The following is an 18,978-nucleotide window of genomic DNA, read 5'->3' on the forward strand; positions in this document are numbered from 1 at the left end:
CAGGCGACCGGAAAACAGCAACGCCAAAAGAAATGGGCCACGAATTTCTGCGCGGCCCATGAGATCGATTTGCCGAGGCTCCGAAGGCTTACTTCGGCGTCAGCACTTCGGTGCCGTTGCCATTCTGGCCGGCGATGGTCCACAGCCCGTGCAGGGAGCCGTCCTTCTCGATCTTGTAGACGACGAGACCGATCTCCTTGCCCATCGCGTAGCCGGCGGAAAAGGCATTGTCGTTACGCATGCAGATGCCGTCCGAGGTCGAGCCGCCGGTCTCCCAATGGATCGTGCAGGTGGTGTCGCTGGTCAGCGTGATGGTTGCCTCGCCGCCATATTTCGAGCCGTCGAAATTGGTGCCGGCGACCGTGTAGGTGCCGCCGATCGACTGAGCGGCGGCCGGCACGGAAACAATCCCAAGCATAGCAAGTGAAAGCATGAATGTGCGCATGTGCACTCCCCCTAGAGCGAAAATCGCGCTCGAAGGCTAGGCCGGAAAAGGTTGGCGGTAAATCGGCCGGAAGGCGGCTGGGGCGCTTTATTTTCAGTGCAGCCGGCTGGTCTCAGGGGCCGCGCAGGCTCTTGGCGATGGCGCCGGCAAGCGGGTCGTATTTTGCCTTGAGCGACGAGGGGTATTCGAGAAAGACGGTTCGGATCACGTCATCCTTGCCGAACAGGCGACGCTCATAAAAAATCTTGCCATCCTTGGTGCCTGACAGCACGGCCCAGTTCTTGCCACTCTTGGAGTAGGTGACCTTGTAGCCGGACTCGGTGCTGGCTTTTTCATCATCGACGAAACTGCGCGGCGTTTCATTGTCCACGTTGTTGATGCCGGAGCAGGTCAGCTCGGCGCCGTCGGCGCTAAGCCATTGTTGTCCATCGCCATTTTCTGGCTCTGGCAGAGGGTTGTTGAAGATTTCGTCGGGAAACGTGCATGACTGGCCGAACCGGGCATTCACGTAAGTGAACGGCTTGGCGGTCGCCGTCGTCGTCATGATTGTCGACAGGGACAAGATGACCGCCACTGACGGCCAGCCGATGCGCTGCGGGCGTTGCATGATCCCCCCTTCGGTCGATGACCAGAAGCGATCATGCACCAATCGGCGGGAAAAATCAGCCGCCGGTGACGCTCATATGCCGCGAAACCGATGGACGGCTGGTGCGGCGGTCGATGATGAAATCATGACCCTTGGGCTTGCGGCCGATGGCTTCGTCGATCGCAGCGTCGAGCAGCTCGTTGCCTTCGGAGGCGCGCAGCGGTGCTCGCAGATCGGCGGCATCCTCCTGGCCAAGGCACATATAGAGCGTGCCGGTGCAGGTCAGCCGCACGCGGTTGCAGCTCTCGCAGAAATTATGCGTCATCGGCGTGATGAAGCCTAGCCGGCCGCCGGTCTCGGTGACATGGACATAGCGGGCAGGGCCGCCGGTCTTGTAAGGAATGTCGGCGAGCGTGAACTGGCGCTCCAGTGAGGCGCGCAGCATCGACAGCGGTAAATACTGGTCGGTGCGGTCGGCCTCGATCTCGCCCATCGGCATCGTCTCGATGAGGGTTAGGTCCATGCCGCGGCCATGCGCCCAGCGCATCAGCTCGGGGATCTCGGCATCGTTGAAGTCGCGCAGCGCAACCGCGTTGAGCTTGATCTTCAACCCGGCCTTCTGCGCGGCATCGATACCTTCCATGACCTTGCCGAGATTGCCCCAGCGCGTGATCTGGTGGAATTTTTCGGCATCGAGCGTGTCGAGCGAGACGTTGATGCGCTTGACGCCGCAATCGGCGAGCTCGGCGGCAAAGCGCGAAAGCTGCGAGCCATTGGTGGTCAGCGTCAGCTCTTCCAGGGCGCCACTCGCGAGATGTCGCGACAGCTGGCGCACCAGATGCATGATGTTCTTGCGCACCAGCGGCTCGCCGCCGGTCAGCCGCAACTTCTTCACGCCCTTCTCGATGAAAACGGTGCAGAGCCGGTCAAGCTCTTCCAACGACAGCAGATCCTTCTTCGGCAGGAAGGTCATGTCCTCGGCCATGCAATAGGTGCAGCGGAAATCGCAACGGTCGGTGACCGACACGCGCAGGTAGCTGATCGTGCGACCGAAGGGGTCGATCATGTCCATCTTGAAGCGTTTCCGTGGCCGTTGGCGGCGTCGTTATATACAGCTATGTGATACGATCCAATGCCGCATTCAAGATAGAACGTCTTGATCTTTGGTAACATTCCCCGACCGACATCGCATGTCGGCTGCTTCCTAATGATGCTTTCCGGATCGAGCGAAGCGGCGTAGGGAAGGGCGCAACCCAGACAGGACCAGTCATGACCGCGCCAAAGGAACTCAGGGTCTCGAAGGACCGCCAGCTCTTGACCGTGACCTTTCCGGGTCATCAGCCGTTCGAGCTGCCGGCGGAACTCCTGCGCGTGGCCTCGCCATCGGCGGAAGTTCAGGGCCATTCGCCGGAGCAGCGGGTGACGGTCCCCGGCAAGCGCAATGTCGCGATCCTCAAGATCGAGCCGGTCGGCAATTATGCGGTGCGCATCACCTTCGACGATTTCCACGACACCGGCATCTTCACCTGGAACTATCTGCATACGCTCGGCCACGAAAAGGACGAGCGGTGGAACGCCTATCTTGCCGAGTTGGCTGAGAAGGGGCTGAGCCGGGACCGTTAGCGCGGCGCGTGGCAGTCCCATGTCGGCAGCCGACTGTCGTCAAGGCGTCATGGACATGGCGTAGCGCCGGCAAAAGATCAGGAGGCGAAGAAGATGTCGCGCATCACATCCGTCGAACAGCTCGAGGCGCTTTACGGCCTGCCGGGCGAGGCCTCGATAGTCAAGGAACTCGACCATGTGATTCCCGAATATGCCGCGTTCATCGAGGCCTCGCCCTTCGTGGCGCTGGCGACCAGCGGGCCGGAGGGGCTCGACTGCTCGCCGCGTGGCGATCTCGCCGGCTTCGTGCGTATCGTCGATGACAGGACGCTGATGATGCCGGACAGGCGCGGCAACAACCGCGCCGATTCGCTGAGGAACATCATTCGCGATCCCCGCGTCGGGCTGCTGTTTCTCGTGCCGGGCTCGGGCACGACACTGCGCATCAACGGCCGCGCGCATATCACCACCGATACCGAGCCTTGCGCGTCCTTCATGGTCGACGGCAAGCCGGCCCGCTCGGTTACCGTCATCGAGGTCGACACGGTCTATTTCCAGTGCGCCCGCGCCATCGTGCGCTCGGAACTCTGGAACCCGGCCAGGCATGTCGATCCGAGGTCGCTGCCGACGCCTGGCCAGATTCTCGAGGTCACCAGCCGCAAGAACATCGACGGCGAGACCTACGACAAGGAATGGCCTGAGCGGGCGAAAAAGACGATGTGGTAAGCCTAAAAGTCAGGCTTCCTTCAACACGTCATAGATTTTGCGCATCTGCTCGCCGATCATGTCGCACTGCTCCGGCGTCGATTGGCTCATGGCTTTTTCGATCAGCGCCATATGCACCTTCAGCGCCTGCATCAGCAGGGCCTCGCCGGCCTCGGTGAGGTTGAGCCGCAGCACCCGCTTGTCCTTCTCGTCGCTTTCGCGACGCAGCAGGCCACGGGTTTCCAACTGCGGCAACAGCATGGTGATGTTGGAGCGACCGACCAGGAGCTTGCGGGCAAGGTCGTGCTGCGACATGCCGGGGTGGCGGTAAAGGTTCATCAGCACGTCGAGCTGCGCCGGCTTGAGGTCGAGCGGGGCGAGCTTCACCGCCAGCGTGCGCTCCAGCACATGGCAGGCGCGCGCCACCGCAACCCAGTTGCGAAAGCGAGGATTGTCCCAGGGCAGCTCTTGTTTAATGTTCATGTTTGAACTATTATGTTCATGCTTGAACGAATGGATGGATCGCCAATATGGCATCATTTGGATTGAAGGTCATCCGCGGCGTCTTTGGCGCGGCCGAGCATGTCATGCCGCGTCTCAGCGGCCGCGCCGCGTTCGAATTGTTTTGCCGTACACCGAGTGTCAAGGCCTTGAGCGACGGCGAACGCCGGGCCGTCGAACGCGCCTCAGCCTTCATGGCCGAAGCGCGGCATCATCGGCTGAAGAGCAGGAGGGACTGCGTCGCGGTGCATGAGTTCCGGCCGGAGTCGGGCACGGAGCCCCGTGGGACGGTGCTCGTCATTCATGGCTGGCGCTCGCGCACCGAATACATGCGCGCCCTGATCGAAGGGTTTCGCGGGGCGGGCTACAAGGTCGTATCGCTCGACCTGCCCGGGCACGGCCATTCGCTCGGCCGTCATCTCAACATGGTGAATGCCGTGGACGCGGCGCGGGTTGCGGGCGAATGGTTCGGTCCCTTTGCCGCCGTCGTCGGCCACTCCTTCGGCGGCGCGATTGCCGCCAATGCCGTCGCGGCATCGGTCAAGGGCATGCCGCCGCTGAAGGCGCAGAAGCTGGTGCTGATTGCCGCGCCGAGCTCCCTGCCTGCGATCTTCGACGATTTCAGCGACATGATGAATGTCGGTCCGCGCTCCCGCGTCGCCATGGCGGACAGGGTGAAACACCTTTCCGGGCGGCCGCTCAGCGAATTCACCGGCGATCGCCAGCTTGCGGAGGCGCCGGTGCCGACGCTGATCATCCACGCGCCGGACGATCGCGAAGTCCATTCCGACCATGCAAAGCGCTATGCGGGCGCCGGCGAGCATGTCCATCTGCACTGGGCCGACGGGCTCGGCCATCGGCGTATCCTCGCCGACAAGGATGTCGTCGCGCGCGCGGTCGGTTTCGTGACCGGGCAGCGCGAAACGACCCTGCACTAGGAAATTCGCGGGCCTGCGTTCGGCCCCGGGCCGCTGTCGCCAAGGCGCGGCTCCGTTCCGGCCAGCAACCGCTGGATGTTGGCGCGGTGGCACAGGATCACATAGAGGCTGCCCGCGATCACCAGCAAGCGATAGGCCAAGGGCTGCTCCAAGCCGCAGACAAGCGCGACCGCGGTCAGGGCCGCCAGCATCGAGCTTAAGGAAACGATCCGGAAAAGAGCGAGCGTGACGGCAAATGCCGTCGCGGCTCCCAAGCCTACAGGCCATGACATCGGCAACAACACGCCAAGTCCCGTCGCGGCGGATTTTCCACCTGTGAAATTCAGCCAGACAGACCGGCCGTGCCCCAGCAGCACTGCAAGTCCGGCCAGACAAACGACCCAAGGCAACAAGCCCTGCAATTCAAGCGCCGTCGGCGGCGTGGCGGACGATATCGCGTAGAACCACGGATAAAACCAGCGAACAAAGACGATCGCCGCCACGCCTTTCAGGATATCGACCACCAGCACCGCCAGCGCGGGCCATTTGCCCAAGGTCCTGAGCACGTTCGTCGCGCCGGTGGATTTGGAGCCGTGCTCGCGTATGTCGATGCTCTTCAGCAGCCTGCCGGCCAGATAGCCGGTGGGCGTGGAACCGAGCAGATAGGCGACCGCCAATCCAACCGCGCTCGCCATCCAGAAAACCATTGGGCCGATCGACTCCAGGCGTTGCGGAAAACTGCGATCAGTCGGCCTTTTTCTTCTGGCCGGGCTCGACCGGCAGGCCGGCCGCCTTCCAGGCGGTGTAGCCGCCGAGGATGTGCTTGACCGGCGTCAGGCCCATGTCCTGCGCCGTCTTGGTGGCTAAAGCTGAGCGCCAGCCGCCGGCGCAGAAAAAGACGAAGGTCTTGCCGCTGGCGAAGAAGGGCTTGTGATACGGGCTTTCGGGATCGATCCAGAATTCCAGCATGCCGCGCGTCACATGCCTGGCGCCGGGGATCTTGCCGTCGCGCTCCACCTCGCGAGGGTCGCGCAGGTCGACGAATATCGTGTCGTCATCCTCCAGCAGCCCCGCTGCCTCCTCCGGCGACACAACCTCGATCTCGGCATTCGCCTCGTCGAGAAGCTGGCGATAACCTTTCTTCACGGCAAACCCTCCCGGTCACGCTTGTCGCGGCCGCCGGAATTTCGATCACAAAGCCTTGCGTTTGTCACGGGGTCGGACGCCGGCCATCGTCGTCCACGCCGCCATGGCGCCGGAGGCGGTTGCCATCAGGGCGGCATGGGTTGCGCCGTCGCGCGCCTGGATCGACATGCCATGCTGTACGGTGGCGAAGAAGGTGGCCGCGGCCTGGCAATCGAAGTCGGCAGGCAACTCGCCTTCAGCCACGGCCCGCCCCAGGCGTCTTTCAAGAGCCGTCTGATTTTCGGCGCGGCGGCGGCGCAGATCCTGGCAGATCAGCCCTTGCGTCGAATCCTGATGCAAGGCTCCGAGCGCGATGAGGCAACCTTGCGGCCGGTCGATCTGTGAATAGGCCTTGGCGGTCTCAGTCAAAAATCCCTCGATCGCCAGCCGCGCGGTCGAGGCTTGCTCCAGCGTCGACCAGATATCGGTGCCTTCGCTGCGCGTGTAGAGGTCGGTCGCCTCGAGGAAGAGCGCCTCCTTGCTGCCGAAGGCCGCGTAGAGGCTGGGCGAATTGATGCCCATGGCCGTGGTCAGCTCGCTCAGCGTCGCGCCCTCATAGCCCTTGGCCCAGAAAACCTCCATCGCCCGGCGCAAGGCGGCGGCTCGATCAAAGCTGCGTGGGCGGCCTCTCTCCGACATGGCGTCCTTCTGCTTTCTGTGTTGATCGATACATAATTCACTTGACGGTGTCGGGCAAGCTTGGCAGGTATTTATGTATCGATCGTTATATAAAGGAGAATTCGATGTCTTCCAACCAACTGCACGGCAAGGCCGCGTTCGTCACCGGCGGCAGCCGCGGCATCGGCGCGGCAATCGCGAAGAGACTGGCGCGCGAGGGCGCGAGCGTCGCGCTGACCTATGTGAATGGCGAGGCGCAGGCGCAGGCTGTCGCCGACGAGATCAAGGCGGCCGGCGGGCAGGTGATCGCCATCAAGGCCGACGGGCGCGATGCCCAGGCGATCGAGAGCGCCGTCGACCAGGCGGTGGACGCGTTTGGGCGGCTCGACATCCTGGTCAACAGTGCCGGCATATGGCGCGCCGCGCCGATCGACGCCCTGTCGCTCGCCGATTTCGACGAGAGCATGGAGGTCAATCTCAGAGCGCCTTTCGTCGCTTCCAAGGCCGCCGCCCGGCATATGGCGGATGGCGGCAGGATCATCTCGATCGGCAGCAATCTGGCCGAGCGCGTGACGGATACCGGGCTCAGCGCCTATTCGACCAGCAAGGCGGCGCTGATCGGGCTGACGAAGGCGCTTGCGCGCGACCTCGGCCCGCGTGGCATCACCGCCAACATCGTCCATCCGGGCTCGACCGACACCGACATGAACCCAGCCGATGGACCGCATGCGGAGCACCAGCGCCGGAAGATGGCGACGCCGCGCTTCGGCGAGGCCGAGGAGATCGCTGGAATGGTCGCCTGGCTGGCGAGCCCCGAAGGCCGCTTCGTCACGGAGCCTCGTTGACCATCGACGGCGGCGCCAACGCCTGATTGTTTTTCGGCGCCTTGGCGAGCACGTGAGGCCCGGGGCAAATCGCTGCCTCGGGTCTCACAATGATGTGAAACTGTTCTGCAACACGGCCGCGAAAATTTATGGAAGCTTAACGAAATCGGTATGAATCGGTATAGTCACGTCATACATCCGCCATGCGGAGGGCGGGACCGTCCAGCGGCGCGGAACGGGAACCGGCTACAACCGGTGCGGGTGAAGCATGAAAATCCTCGGGAACAAGAAAACCGTCCTGCCGATCGCCATCGCGGCGACACTGGCCTTCGGACAGCAGCCGGCAAGCGCGCAAGGCCTGTTCGACATGCTGTTCGGCGGCGGCATCCGGCATAACCCGCAAGGTGAATTTCCGCCGCCCCCGAAGCCGCGCAAGGTGCGGCCGGCAGCGCCCGCCGGAGAGGGCGGTGGCAGCGTCAGGATCAGCAGCCCGACCTACAACACGTACAGGGCCGACAAGCTCGTGCGGGTCGATTTCAAGTCGCTGCTGCCGGCGCCGCAGCCGGCGACCGCGCAGGATGCCGCCTTTGTCCCGTCGGTGACGGGCAACAGCTTCCGCGATGCCGTCGCAGGCTTGAGCGATTACGAGCTGTTCGCCGAGCCCGACATCGCCAAGGCGCTCGTTGCTTATTATTCGGCCAATCCGGATTTCATCTGGGTGAGCGACAACGCCCCCAACAGCCGGGCGCAGGATGCGGTGCGCGTCCTGGGCGAGGCTGCGAGCTACGGCCTGGCGCCGGCGGATTATTCCGTCGATGTTCCGGCAACCGCGACGTCCGCTACGCCGGAAGAGCGGACCAAGGAGATGGTCCGCTTCGAGATGGCGCTGTCGGCGCGCGTGCTGCGCTATGCGCAAGACGCCCAGAGCGGCCGCGTCGACCCCAACCGGATGACCGGCTACTACGATTTCCCGGCCAAGCCGTTCGACCTGGAAGGCGCGCTGAAGACGCTGGCGCATACCCAGGAGGTCCGCACCTATCTCGAATCGCGCCACCCGCAGAATCCAGAATACCAGGCGCTGCGCGTCGAGCTGGAAGCGCTCGAGGCCAGCGAGGAAAACGAAATCGTCGTCGATCCCAAGCTCTTGCTCAAGCCCGGCGAGAGCAGCCCGGAACTGCCGAAGTTGCTGACGCTTATTTCCCGCAATCTCGACGATGAGATGGGCGGCAACTATGGCGAGGTGCTTGCCCGGCTGGGCAAGAGCGAGCTCTACGATCCCGAATTGGTGCCGGTGATCAAGGCCGTGCAGCAGCGTGCCGGCATGAAGGGCGACGGCGTCATCGGTCCGCGCACCGTGGCTTCGCTGGCCGGCGCCTCGAAGGCGGACAAGATCGAGAAGGTCAAGGTGGCGCTTGAGGAACTGCGGTGGATGCCGTCCGATCTCGGCAGCCCGCGCGTCTTCATCAACCAGCCGGCCTTCACCGCCAGCTATATCGACAATGGCGAGGAGAAGCTGAAGACCCGCGCGGTCATCGGTCGGGTCACCAACCAGACCGCCTTCTTCTACAACCAGATCAAGCAGGTCGACTTCCACCCCTATTGGGGCGTGCCGCAGTCGATCATCGTCAACGAGATGCTGCCGAGGCTGCGCAGCGATCCGGGCTATCTCGACCGCGCCGGCTATGAGGTGACGGATTCGCGCGGCAAGCGCATTCCGTCGGCGGCGGTCAATTGGGGTGCCTATGGCGCCAACATCCCCTTCAGCGTGCGGCAACAGCCGAGCGAGGCAAATGCCTTGGGCGAATTGAAGATCCTCTTCCCCAACAAGCACGCCATCTACATGCACGACACGCCGCAGAAGTCATTCTTCGCGCGCGACATGCGCGCGCTCAGCCATGGCTGCGTGCGGTTGCAAGACCCGCGCGGCATGGCCGCCGCGGTGCTCGGCACTACCGTCGACGATATCGCCGAGAAGCTGAAGCACGGGCATTCGACCGAGAATGTCACGCGCGTCATCCCGGTCTACGTCGCCTATTTCACCGCATGGCCGGATATGTCCGGCAAGGTTGAGTATTTCGACGACGTCTATGACCGCGATTCCAAGCTGATGCAGGCGCTCGACGCGACCGAAGCGGTGCGCACGCCCTCAAGCTGAGCGCCGTCTGGTTTCAAGCGATTCCTGACGGAAAGTCACGGCGAAGCCGCCGAAGTTGACCGCTTCATGCGTTTCTTGGAAGTGCCTTGATGAGCGGCCGGCGGAAGCCGGCGTCGCGCCCGGCGATCAGCCAATAGATCAGGCCGGCCACCAGGCCGGCGCCGGCGATGATGCCGATGTCGGCCCAGCGTTCCGGATCATCGGCGGCGTCGGGCCAAATCAGCATGAAGCCGGCAGCGGCCGCAGCGGCGCCGAACAGCATGTGCAGCCAAAAGCTTCGCAACGAAAAGAACTCGGCGATCAGGGCGAAGACCAGCGTCTGCATTCCCGTCAGGATGATCGTCAGGAAGTAGACGAACATGCCGAGCGGCGGCACCACGAGCACGGCGACCGGCGTGAACTCCATAAGGCCGAAATAACTTGGCGCGTTGGGCAGCGAGCTCAATACCGCATAGATCACCACCACGGCGATCAACCCGACAAGCACCGCGACCAGATAGCCGACAAGCACCATCAAGATGCGCTTCAGGACGTAGCCGATCATTGCCATGCACCCCCGTGCCCGCAATCATGGCGGGCAGTCAGCCACCAAAGTTGCGACGATGCAAGGGCGGCCCGTCGCGCCAGGCTCCGCGCGGCGCCAGGACTCTTAGGCGCCACCACACAGATGCTGGGAGTCGGGCAAGGCCCATGTGCCTTTGGCGGCGAGGTCGACGGCGTAGTAAACCCTGCCGCGCAGATCGTCTTTCGGACAGTCGCGCGGGATAGCGATCAGGCACATGACGACCGGGTCGCCGACCTTGGAGCTCGCCAGTCCCGGTTCACGGTCATAGGAGACCGCCGTACCGCCATTGGTAAGTCGCGCCGCGCTGCCGGCTTCCGGGCTGGCGGTTGCCAGCGGGTCGTCGCCCAGCCTTGTCGTCAGCGCCTCGATATGGGTAAAGCCGCATTGTCCGACCGATGCGGGCAGGGGCTGATCGGCCGGCTTCGGCGTCCTCGCCGCAAGGTCGAGCGCCTTCTTGCCGATGAGCGCGATGTTGTAGTCCTGCACCCATAGCGGCGCATTGCCGTAGGTCTGCAGCGCATTGTTCTGCGCGCTGACGATGCAGGCGGCGTCCGTCTTGCAGGCATTCCGATCGGCGACCAGCCCCCTGGCGATCCTGCGCTTGTCGCCGCCGAAGGCTGGTTCAAAACCGGCAAAGGCCTTGGTGACCAAAGCATCGATGGTCGACATTTGCGGGTCGGCGCAGATCGCCTTCTCCGCGGGCAACCGCGCCTTTCGGCAATCGAAGGACGGGCCGTCTGCGCGCGCCGGGCCCGATATCCCAAGCGTCGACGCGACCACAAGCAAGGCGGTCGCGCAGATGTGAAGCTGCATGTCTGTCCTCCGTTCGGACTGCTCGACGATCAAGTCTATGCCGAACGCAAGCGCTGCGGAATGGGAGACAGGCGACCGAACAGGGCCCTATTTGGGTTCGCCGGTCACGGGATCGTAGGTGATTTGGACCTTGGCCTTGTCCGTGGTGTAGTAGGTGATGGTGTAGCCGTCGCTATCCCAATCGACCTCCTTCACATAGCGGAAGTCGGTGCGGTGCTCGACCTTGGCGACGATCTCCGAGAGTTTCTTGGCATTTTGCGGCGGCAGCGCCTGGTCGTCCGCCGCGAAGGCTGGTCCGCCGACAAGGAAGGCCGCGATACCGGCTGCCAAAACAACAATGCGCATGAGAGCCCTCAAATCTTGCGTTGGCGTGGGTGCGGTCAGAAACTCGCACGTGGGCGGGTTGGTTCCGCGGCGTAAAAATAACGCCTCCCGAAGCGTCTCCCTCGGTGCGGCCAATCCAAGTCCGCCGGTCATCAATTCTCCACTGGCTCTCTGGAAAGATCGTTTGATTTCAAAGAGCAGGAGCGTAATCCGAATGTGGCGTCCGACGTAACGAACGACTAACCATGCGCCGGATGGAGAGTTCGTCATATTAGCTGTTCGTGGTAGAGCTTTCGGCAAGACCCTGATAGAATTCTGGTCATAACAGGGTGGCAACGGCGCGCCGTACCTGCCGGGGATACCCATCGGCAGACGGCGACGCGTTTCTTTTGAGCGCAGGTCGCCTGTTCTGGACTGGAAGCGGGGACTGGGGGCTCGATGATGGCTGAACGGAATTATACCCGTCAGCTCGCGACTATCATTTCGATCGACGCCGTAGGGTTCTCGAGGCTTATGGGCATCGACGACGAGTTGGCTGTCTCCGCCTTCGAGGAAAGGCGCGACATCATCGCCGACAGCTGCGGCACATTTGGCGGGCGCACATTCGGCGATGCCGGCGACAGCATCATGGCCGAGTTCGGCAACCCGATCGAAGCCTTGCGGGCGGCCTTCGATTTCCAGGCCCGGATCGTGGCGCTGAATACCGCCGTCGTCGAGGACATGCGCATGCCGTTTCGCGCCGGGATCAATACCGGCGACGTCATCGTCCGTGAGGGCCGCCTCTATGGCGACGACGTCAATATCGCAGCCCGGATTCAGGAATTCGCGCCGCATGACGGCGTCGCCATCTCGGCGACGACCTGGCATCACGTCAAGGACAAGACGGCGGCGGTCTTCACCGATCTCGGCGAGTTCAGCCTGAAGAACATCGCCCTGCCGGTGCAGGTGCTGATCGCCGGCCGCGGCAGCAGCAGTCCCGTCGCGGCGGCTTCCTTCGCTTCCATTCCCGCCGCGCCCGGTCACTACAGGCCGATCGCCAAGGGTCCGCCGGCAATCGCCGTGCTGCCGTTCCAGGGCAACGGAAGCGAACCCGATGTCGGCTACATGGCCGACGGCATCGCCGAGGACATCATCTACGGCCTGTCCAACACGCGCTGGCTTTCAGTCATCGCCAAGGGATCCAGTTTCCAGTTTCGCGACGACAGCCTTGGCACAAGGCTCATCGGCAACGCGCTGGGCGCCCGCTACATCGTCAGCGGCACGTTGGCGCGCTCCGACAGGCAGATCCGCCTCAACACGTCGCTCACCGACACCTCGAACGGACGCCTGGTCTGGTCGCAACGCTTCGACCGCGATCTCGTCGACATTTTCAGCCTGCGCGACCAGATCGGCAGCGAGATCGTTTCCATCCTCGACAAGGAGGTCGATCGCGCCGAGCAGGCGCGCACGTTCCAGGTGCCGTGGGAAAGCCTCGAAACCTGGCAATTGGTTAGGCGCGGCCGTTGGCACATGAACAGGCGCACGCGGCGCGACACCGAAATCGCCCTCGACTTCTTCGACAAGGGCTACCGGGACGATCCGAATTCGAGCGCCGTGCTCAATGAGCTTGCATGGTGGTACTTCTGGCGGGCCTGGCTGCGTTTCGGCGACAGCGACGATCTGGAGAAAGTCGAGACGCTTGCGCGCAAGGCGCTGCTGATGGACAGCCTCGATGCGCGCCCGCATGCCTATCTCGGCGCGGCCGACATCATGCGCGGGCTTCCGGCATTGGCGGCCGAGCATCTTGCCGAAGCGATCCACATCAACCCGAGCTTCGCCTTCGCCCGCTCGGCCATGGGCAGCGCGCACCTTCTGCTTGGCGATGCGACCGGCGCGATACCGTTCTTCCTCGACACCGAGCGGTTGAGCCCGTTCGACCTCTATCGCTTCCACAATCTGGGGGAACTGGCCGCGGCCTATTGCTTCGTCGAGGACTGGCAGGCCGCGATCGCCACCGCCGAGCGCTCGCTCAACCTTTCGCCAAGCTACTTCTACGCCAGGTTCCTGAAGATAGGCGCGCTGATGAGAAGTGGCCAGTGCGACGAGGCGGCCCGCGAGCTAGCCATTTTCATGACCAGGCACCCCGACTTTTCCGAGCAGAGGATACGCTGGATACCGTTCGTCGACCCGGCCAAGAACAATTTCCTGATCGGCAATTTCGATCGGGCCAAGTCAGCCGCATGATCGCCGGGGGCCGACAACAAATGACTGTGAACGAATTCACATACGCCGGACCGATGCAAACCTAGGCCAGACAATGCCGGCATTGCATTGACGTGGACAGCCGGGGGGCTTGAACGCGATGATCACTTTGAAGTACTTCGCCGCCGTCCGCGCCGCTCAGAAGAGCCAGCGTCCAGTCGCCGAAATGCCGCCGTTCGACATCGACCGGCTGCGCTCCAAGGGCGGCATTGCTTCCCGCATCGCCGGCTTTCTTCTTGGCGATCCGCGCTGGCTGCTGGCGCTGCTGCGCCGTTTCTGGCCGAATCTCGGCTTCGGCAATTTCCTGCTCGTCACCAAGGGCGCGGACGTTCGCGACATATTGGAGCGCGGCGACGAGTTCGAGACGCCTTATGGGCCGGAAATGGCCGAACTCGCCCGTGGCTCGAATTTCATTCTCGGCATGCAGGACGGCGCCGCGTACCGGCAGATGAAATCGGCGGTGCTGAGCGCTTTCCCGCCAGCGGAGGTCGAAGCAACTGTAAGGCCGATTGCCGAGCGCCATTCGCGCGACATCATGACCCGCGCCAGCCCCGGCTTCGATGCCATCGCCGGATTGATGAAGATCGTGCCGGTGCGCATCTGCCGCGACTATTTCGGCCTCGAGATCGACGACGAAACCGAGTTCGCCGACTGGTCGATCGCGCTCAGCGCGCTGTTCTTTTCCGACCCGACGGCAAATCCCACCACGCGCCAGCTTGCCGTGGTCGGCGGCGATCGCCTGATCAAGGTCATAGACCGCTCGATCGCGGCGGCAAGGGAAAGAGCGGGCAAGGACGACCGGCCGCTTGCCCGCCTCGTCGCGCTGATGGACCAGGGGCGCCTGTCATTGCCCGACATCCATTCCATCATGCTCGGCATGATCGCCGGCTTCGTGCCGACCAATGTGCTTGCCGGCAGCAATTGCCTGGATGTGATCCTGTCGCGAACCGATGCGCGGCAGGCGGTGGATGAGGCAATCGCGGCCGGCGATACCGGCAAGCTCGACCGGGCGATCATGGAGGCCATGCGGTTCAAGCCGATCTGGATCGGGCCGTGGCGCTATACAAGGCGTGACGCGGTCATCGGCAGGGGCACGCGCCGCGAGCGCCTGGTGAAGGCCGGAACCGTGGTGATGCCGGCGACGCTTTCGGCGATGTTCGATCCCGAGATCGTGCAGCGGCCGAACGAGTTCGACACGTCGCGTCCGCATCGCGACTACATGGTTTTCGGCTACGGCATCCATTTGTGCATCGGCGCCGAGATCGCCCGTATCCAGATCGGTGAATGCATCCGCGCCCTATTCAGCAAACCGAGGCTTGGCCGCGCACCGGGCAGGGCCGGCAAGATGGTCAATGTCGGCGCCTATCCGGCAAGCTTGAAGGTCGATTTCGAGCGTTCGGCGCTTTGCCGTACGGCCGACCAGTCGATGGTGACGGTGGTCTGTCCGATTACCCGCGCCATGCCGCTCGATGCGGTGCGCGGCAAGGTCGCCGATCTCGGCAATCCCGCGATCGGCGAGTTGCGCGCCGCGCTCGACAAGGTCGGCACCATACATTTCAGCAGCCTGGCCGCCGTTCCGACCGGCAAGGATGAGAAAACGGGGATGGAGACCGGCGCGCTGGTGCTCGAGCTCTCCGGCGACGGCAGCACCGACGATGTCATAGCCGCCATCGCGCAATCGATCGGGCATCGGTTGCGGCCGATCTTCAGGGATGTCTGCGGCCTGCCGGACGGCGACTCGCTGGAGGACTTCCTGAAGAGGAACCACATAGAGATATCGCCGTCCTTCGGCAGCGCCGCGGGGCTGGTTTTTTCCGGCACGCCCGGCCATTCCGTGCGCCGCATCCTTGCCGAGGCGCGGCTCGCCGACAGCGTGCGCGAGATCGCCGAAAAGCCGCGCGAGGGCGCCGGCAATGCAATGGATGTGCTTGCCGAGGCGCGTCGGCATGTCCGCTGCCTCGGGCAATTCGGCTGGGCGTTCGAACCCGCCGAAAGCCTTCTGGAAAGACCACCCGGCCACTGGTCGAGCGCGTTGACGACGACGCTTTTGACGCCGAAGATGTTCGCCACCGTCGCGATCGTCGTTCTCGCCTTTTGGCGCATGACCTATGTGCTCGTGTTCGGCAATCCGCATGGCGTCACCTTCGCCAACATCGCGATCGCCGGCGCAGCGCTCCTGCTTACGGTGCTCGGTCTGCTGGCCATTCTCGCGCTGTTCGTGGGCCTTTGCTTCCTGGCGTTGCGGCGGCTCGAGGACAAGGACCGGCCGGCGAATACACCGATCGACATCGGCGCGCTCGAAAAGATCCTCGCCAATGAGGACCACACCGCGCAGAACAACTTGACGGCGATCTCGACGATGAAGGCGGGCATCTTGCGGCGACTGGCGCTCAGGCTCTCCTTCTACCTGATCTCGATATCGGCGCAGAAAGTGTTCAAGCCGGGCTTCCTCGCCACCATCAACACCATTCATTTCGCCCGCTGGGTGCTTTTGCCTGGCACCGACAGGCTGGTGTTCTTCTCCAACTACGGCGGCAGCTGGGAAAGCTATCTCGAGGATTTCATTGCCAAGGCCTCGGCCGGCCTGACGGGTGTGTGGAGCAACACCGACGGCTATCCGCGCACGCGCTGGCTGTTCCTGGACGGCGCCCGCGACGGCGACCGCTTCAAACGCTGGGCGCGGCGCCAGCAGGTGCCGACGCTGTTCTGGTACAGCGCCTATCCGCATCTCAACACCACGCGCATCCGCATCAACTCCCGGATCAGGCGCGGCATCGCTTCGGCCACCGGCAACGAGGCGCGCGACTGGCTGAGCCTGTTCGGTTCCCTGCCGCGGCCGCAAGCACGGCCGGCGGACGCGACCAGCCTGGCCGAACCGGCGACAGCGCCGCTCGAAGAGCTGGAATCCGGGGAAATCCAGTCCATCTTCTTTGGACCTCACGGCGCGCTCGGCCATGCGCATATGCTTGCGATCGAGGTGCCGGACGGCTTGCCGGCAGCCAAGCGCAAGGCGTGGCTCGACTTCGTCATCGACAAGACCAGTTTTGGCGATGGCGTGCCCGCCGGCCGCGCCATGACGGTGGCGTTCGGCCCCAACGGCCTGCGCCGGCTGGGGCTCGAAGGCGGCGTCGACGACCAGCCTTTGGACACGTTTCCCGTTGCTTTCCGCCAAGGCATGGGAACGCCCGAGCGCAGCCGCATCCTCAACGATACCGGCCCTGATGCTCCCGACAAATGGCAGTGGGGTTCACCCAAGAAGCCGGTCGACCTCGTCATCGTCTGCTACGCCGAGACGCCGGCCATGTTGAAGGCCGAGATCGCGGCCATGAAGCGGCAGACGACGGGCGCCGGCATGTCCGTGGCAGCCGAGCTGCCGCTGATGGTGCGGCGCGACGGCAAGCGGGCGGTCGAGCATTTCGGTTTCGTCGACGGCGTCTCGCAGCCGATCGTTCGCGGCACGGCGCGCGCCGCCAAAGGGGCGGCGCCGATGCATCTGCTCGCACCCGGCGAATTCCTGTTCGGCTATCGCGACGAGCACGGCTTTTATCCTGCTTCGCCCTCGGTGGAGGCGGCGCTGGACCGCACCGGCATCCTGTCGCAGGTGCGGCGCAACCGCCAGATACCGGGGCAGCCGCCTCCGCCGCGCGATTTCGGCCGCAACGGCACCTTCCTCGTCGTGCGCCAGTTCGAGCAGCATGTCGAATTGTTCGATGATTATTGCCGGCAGGCCGCCGCTCAGGCCGCCGGCGAGACCGGCGATGCGGCCATCACACCGCATTGGGTGGCGGCAAAGATGCTTGGCCGCTGGCAGGATGGAAGCTCGCTGGTGCGCAATCCGAACGGGCGCCCGGGCCGCGGCGTCGACAATGATTTCACGCTCGGCGCCGAAGACCCGCAAGGGCACGCCTGTCCGCTCGGCTCCCACATACGCCGTTCCAACCCGCGCGATTCGCTCGGCGAGGACCGCGAGACGCAGATCAGGATCGGCAAGCGCCACCGCATCCTGCGCGTCGGCCGCACCTATGAGAAGAAGGACAAGGGCGGAAAGACCGAGAAGGGCCTGCTCTTCATGTGCCTCAACGCCGACATCGAACGCCAATACGAGTTCATCCAGCAGACCTGGGTCTCGTCGAACTCGTTCCAGGGCCTGGTCGGCGAGACGGATCCGACGATCGGTGCGCGAGGCGGCGGCGGCCGCTTCTCGATCCCTTCCTGGGAAAAGGTCACCATGCTGAAGGATGTGCCGCAGTTCGTCACCACCAAGGGCGGCGGCTATTTCTTCATGCCGAGCCGCTCGGCGCTGCGCTATCTGATCTCGCGGCTCTGACCGGGTGCGCTGAAAGCTGTTCGTCGTTCCCGGATGCGACGAACCGGTGGAAACTGCGGCGGAGACGCCGAGCTCGGTTGCTCAGTCGTCGTCCTGCGAATCGGCGATCTGGTTCAGCGCGGCGGCGTTGGTGATGCGCAGGCCGCCACGCTTGATGGCGATCATCTGCCGGCTGCGCCAGTCGTTCAGCGTCTTGTTGACGGATTCGCGCGTCGCGCCGAGGAATTCGCCGAGCTCAGATTGGGAGATCGGAATCCAGCCGGCGGAGTCGGCCATGACGCCGCTCAGGAACACCAGCCGCTTTGCCAGCCGGGCCTCGATGCCGAAGAAGGCCTGGTCGCCCAGCTCGCCGCTGACCCAGCGCAGTCGCGCGCATAGCAATTCGATCATCGCGCGTGCGAGGGGCGGGTTTTTCTCAATGCGATCAAAGAGCTGTGTCCGGCTCAGCGAAACCAGCTCGCAGGCGGTGAGGCAGATGGCGGTCGCCGTGCGCGGGCGCCCATCCAGGGCTCCGATCTCTCCGACCAGGCTGCGCGACAGCTCGATATTGGCCACCAGCTTCTGCCCGCCGGGCGAATAGATCGAAATCTCGACGGTGCCGTTCATCACGCCATAGATGCGGTCGGAAGTGTCTTCTTGGACAAACAAGTGCTGGCCGGCGGCATAGCGCTCCAGCTTGCAGCCGCCGAACAGCAGGTCGAACTGGCGCGGGTCGATGCGCGCCAGGCGCGGCAGGTTTTTGTCGTCCGCGCCGTTTGTAGCCATGATACGATTCCGCCTCTCGTTAGACGGAAATTGTAGGATAAGTGCGTGCTCGATCAAAGCGTCGTCTCCTTCTATGGTGGCTGACCGAATTCGGCAGGCGGCTGACGGAAGTTCCACGTCACGCCCGACACGCCGCAATTGGACAAGCCGGCAAACTGTAAGGAGACCGGGCGCACTGGCGGTTGCGGGCCAATCCTTGGAACGCCGTCCGCGCGCTTGGGTGGGAGGTACCCATGCGCGCAGACAGCAAACCTGAAAATGGCTAGGTGATCGAAATTTTCTCCCCGAGAACCGCATCCATATCGCAATCCGGAAGCAGTCTTCGGACACCGCAGTCAGCTCGGGCCGTCGATGCCGCCGTTGCAGCATCTGAGCGCAAGCCCTGTTCGACGTATGTGAAGGTGC

At 63.7% G+C, this 18,978-nt stretch carries 17 protein-coding genes and 1 pseudogene; 7 read left to right on the forward strand and 11 right to left on the reverse strand.

Going from position 1 to position 18,978, the window contains the following annotated elements; genetic code table 11:
- Positions 1-88: 88 nt before the first annotated feature.
- From LB572_RS11310 to moaA, 3 genes are all read right to left on the reverse strand, one after another.
- Positions 89-445: a hypothetical protein gene (locus tag LB572_RS11310; protein WP_140805826.1), complete on the reverse strand. Its 357-nt coding sequence runs from the start codon at positions 443-445 to the stop codon at positions 89-91.
- A gap of 112 nt (positions 446-557) precedes the next feature.
- Complete coding sequence (locus LB572_RS11315) at positions 558-1,052, reverse strand: hypothetical protein (RefSeq protein WP_140805828.1); 495 nt, start codon at positions 1,050-1,052, stop codon at positions 558-560.
- Between the two features lie 55 nt (positions 1,053-1,107).
- On the reverse strand, positions 1,108-2,103 hold the full coding sequence (gene moaA / locus LB572_RS11320) for a GTP 3',8-cyclase MoaA (protein WP_140805830.1): 996 nt from the start codon (positions 2,101-2,103) through the stop codon (positions 1,108-1,110).
- A gap of 197 nt (positions 2,104-2,300) precedes the next feature.
- Between moaA and LB572_RS11325 the strand changes: the two genes are divergently transcribed.
- Positions 2,301-2,654, forward strand: coding sequence for a gamma-butyrobetaine hydroxylase-like domain-containing protein (locus LB572_RS11325; protein ID WP_224667779.1), 354 nt, complete (start codon positions 2,301-2,303; stop codon positions 2,652-2,654).
- 93 nt (positions 2,655-2,747) lie between these two features.
- On the forward strand, positions 2,748-3,359 hold the full coding sequence (locus LB572_RS11330) for a pyridoxamine 5'-phosphate oxidase family protein (protein WP_224667780.1): 612 nt from the start codon (positions 2,748-2,750) through the stop codon (positions 3,357-3,359).
- A gap of 9 nt (positions 3,360-3,368) precedes the next feature.
- Here the strand turns inward: LB572_RS11330 and LB572_RS11335 are convergent, their stop codons facing one another.
- Positions 3,369-3,821: a MarR family winged helix-turn-helix transcriptional regulator gene (locus LB572_RS11335; protein ID WP_140805836.1), complete on the reverse strand. Its 453-nt coding sequence runs from the start codon at positions 3,819-3,821 to the stop codon at positions 3,369-3,371.
- A gap of 47 nt (positions 3,822-3,868) precedes the next feature.
- Here LB572_RS11335 and LB572_RS11340 point away from each other — a divergent pair, with 47 nt between their 5' ends.
- Complete coding sequence (locus tag LB572_RS11340) at positions 3,869-4,777, forward strand: alpha/beta hydrolase (protein ID WP_140805838.1); 909 nt, start codon at positions 3,869-3,871, stop codon at positions 4,775-4,777.
- Here LB572_RS11340 and plsY read toward each other — a convergent pair.
- From plsY to LB572_RS11355, 3 genes are read right to left on the reverse strand one after another with little or no spacing between them, the layout of a single operon-like run.
- On the reverse strand, positions 4,774-5,463 hold the full coding sequence (gene plsY, locus LB572_RS11345) for a glycerol-3-phosphate 1-O-acyltransferase PlsY (protein WP_224667781.1): 690 nt from the start codon (positions 5,461-5,463) through the stop codon (positions 4,774-4,776). The genes LB572_RS11340 and plsY overlap by 4 nt on opposite strands.
- 37 nt (positions 5,464-5,500) lie before the next feature.
- The gene (locus LB572_RS11350; RefSeq protein WP_140805842.1) at positions 5,501-5,902 is read right to left on the reverse strand and encodes a rhodanese-like domain-containing protein; all 402 of its coding nucleotides are present in this window, start codon (positions 5,900-5,902) and stop codon (positions 5,501-5,503) included.
- A gap of 45 nt (positions 5,903-5,947) precedes the next feature.
- On the reverse strand, positions 5,948-6,580 hold the full coding sequence (locus LB572_RS11355; RefSeq protein ID WP_224667782.1) for a TetR/AcrR family transcriptional regulator: 633 nt from the start codon (positions 6,578-6,580) through the stop codon (positions 5,948-5,950).
- 104 nt (positions 6,581-6,684) lie between these two features.
- On the opposite strand from LB572_RS11355, the pseudogene LB572_RS11360 reads away from it, so the two are divergent.
- A pseudogene (locus LB572_RS11360) lies at positions 6,685-7,430 on the forward strand (3-oxoacyl-ACP reductase family protein).
- Between the two features lie 221 nt (positions 7,431-7,651).
- Entirely contained in the window at positions 7,652-9,538 is a 1,887-nt protein-coding gene (locus tag LB572_RS11365; RefSeq protein WP_140805848.1) for a L,D-transpeptidase family protein, read from the forward strand.
- Positions 9,539-9,602: 64 nt separating this feature from the next.
- On the opposite strand, the gene LB572_RS11370 is transcribed toward LB572_RS11365, so the two are convergent.
- From LB572_RS11370 to LB572_RS11380, 3 genes are all read right to left on the reverse strand, one after another.
- Entirely contained in the window at positions 9,603-10,082 is a 480-nt protein-coding gene (locus LB572_RS11370) for a hypothetical protein (protein WP_412033555.1), read from the reverse strand.
- A gap of 105 nt (positions 10,083-10,187) precedes the next feature.
- Entirely contained in the window at positions 10,188-10,916 is a 729-nt protein-coding gene (locus LB572_RS11375; protein WP_224667783.1) for a lysozyme inhibitor LprI family protein, read from the reverse strand.
- Positions 10,917-11,003: 87 nt separating this feature from the next.
- Complete coding sequence (locus tag LB572_RS11380) at positions 11,004-11,261, reverse strand: PepSY domain-containing protein (RefSeq protein WP_140805853.1); 258 nt, start codon at positions 11,259-11,261, stop codon at positions 11,004-11,006.
- 420 nt (positions 11,262-11,681) lie between these two features.
- On the opposite strand from LB572_RS11380, the gene LB572_RS11385 reads away from it, so the two are divergent.
- Together LB572_RS11385 and LB572_RS11390 are read left to right on the forward strand one after the other, a co-directional pair.
- A complete protein-coding gene (locus LB572_RS11385) occupies positions 11,682-13,463 on the forward strand; it encodes an adenylate/guanylate cyclase domain-containing protein (protein WP_224667784.1) in 1,782 nt (593 codons plus the stop codon).
- Positions 13,464-13,581: 118 nt separating this feature from the next.
- The gene (locus LB572_RS11390; protein WP_224667785.1) at positions 13,582-17,808 is read left to right on the forward strand and encodes a cytochrome P450; all 4,227 of its coding nucleotides are present in this window, start codon (positions 13,582-13,584) and stop codon (positions 17,806-17,808) included.
- Positions 17,809-17,889: 81 nt separating this feature from the next.
- Here LB572_RS11390 and LB572_RS11395 read toward each other — a convergent pair whose 3' ends face one another.
- Entirely contained in the window at positions 17,890-18,573 is a 684-nt protein-coding gene (locus LB572_RS11395) for a Crp/Fnr family transcriptional regulator (protein WP_140805869.1), read from the reverse strand.
- Positions 18,574-18,978: the final 405 nt, after the last annotated feature.

The sequence above is a fragment of the Mesorhizobium sp. BH1-1-5 genome, from assembly GCF_020165615.1.
In the GTDB taxonomy this organism is placed as follows: Bacteria; Pseudomonadota; Alphaproteobacteria; order Rhizobiales; family Rhizobiaceae; genus Mesorhizobium.

Bases quoted from the DNA above. Each gene is read 5' to 3' on its own strand.
- LB572_RS11335 (WP_140805836.1), bottom strand. From the start codon at position 3,821: ATGAACATTAAACAAGAGCTGCCCTGGGACAATCCTCGCTTTCGCAAC.
- LB572_RS11395 (WP_140805869.1), bottom strand. From the start codon at position 18,573: ATGGCTACAAACGGCGCGGACGACAAAAACCTGCCGCGCCTGGCGCGC.
- LB572_RS11355 (WP_224667782.1), bottom strand. From the start codon at position 6,580: ATGTCGGAGAGAGGCCGCCCACGCAGCTTTGATCGAGCCGCCGCCTTG.
- LB572_RS11315 (WP_140805828.1), bottom strand. From the start codon at position 1,052: ATGCAACGCCCGCAGCGCATCGGCTGGCCGTCAGTGGCGGTCATCTTG.
- plsY (WP_224667781.1), bottom strand. From the start codon at position 5,463: ATGGTTTTCTGGATGGCGAGCGCGGTTGGATTGGCGGTCGCCTATCTG.
- LB572_RS11325 (WP_224667779.1), top strand. From the start codon at position 2,301: ATGACCGCGCCAAAGGAACTCAGGGTCTCGAAGGACCGCCAGCTCTTG.
- LB572_RS11310 (WP_140805826.1), bottom strand. From the start codon at position 445: ATGCGCACATTCATGCTTTCACTTGCTATGCTTGGGATTGTTTCCGTG.
- LB572_RS11340 (WP_140805838.1), top strand. From the start codon at position 3,869: ATGGCATCATTTGGATTGAAGGTCATCCGCGGCGTCTTTGGCGCGGCC.
- moaA (WP_140805830.1), bottom strand. From the start codon at position 2,103: ATGGACATGATCGACCCCTTCGGTCGCACGATCAGCTACCTGCGCGTG.
- LB572_RS11365 (WP_140805848.1), top strand. From the start codon at position 7,652: ATGAAAATCCTCGGGAACAAGAAAACCGTCCTGCCGATCGCCATCGCG.
- LB572_RS11385 (WP_224667784.1), top strand. From the start codon at position 11,682: ATGGCTGAACGGAATTATACCCGTCAGCTCGCGACTATCATTTCGATC.
- LB572_RS11375 (WP_224667783.1), bottom strand. From the start codon at position 10,916: ATGCAGCTTCACATCTGCGCGACCGCCTTGCTTGTGGTCGCGTCGACG.
- LB572_RS11390 (WP_224667785.1), top strand. From the start codon at position 13,582: ATGATCACTTTGAAGTACTTCGCCGCCGTCCGCGCCGCTCAGAAGAGC.
- LB572_RS11330 (WP_224667780.1), top strand. From the start codon at position 2,748: ATGTCGCGCATCACATCCGTCGAACAGCTCGAGGCGCTTTACGGCCTG.
- LB572_RS11380 (WP_140805853.1), bottom strand. From the start codon at position 11,261: ATGCGCATTGTTGTTTTGGCAGCCGGTATCGCGGCCTTCCTTGTCGGC.
- LB572_RS11370 (WP_412033555.1), bottom strand. From the start codon at position 10,082: ATGATCGGCTACGTCCTGAAGCGCATCTTGATGGTGCTTGTCGGCTAT.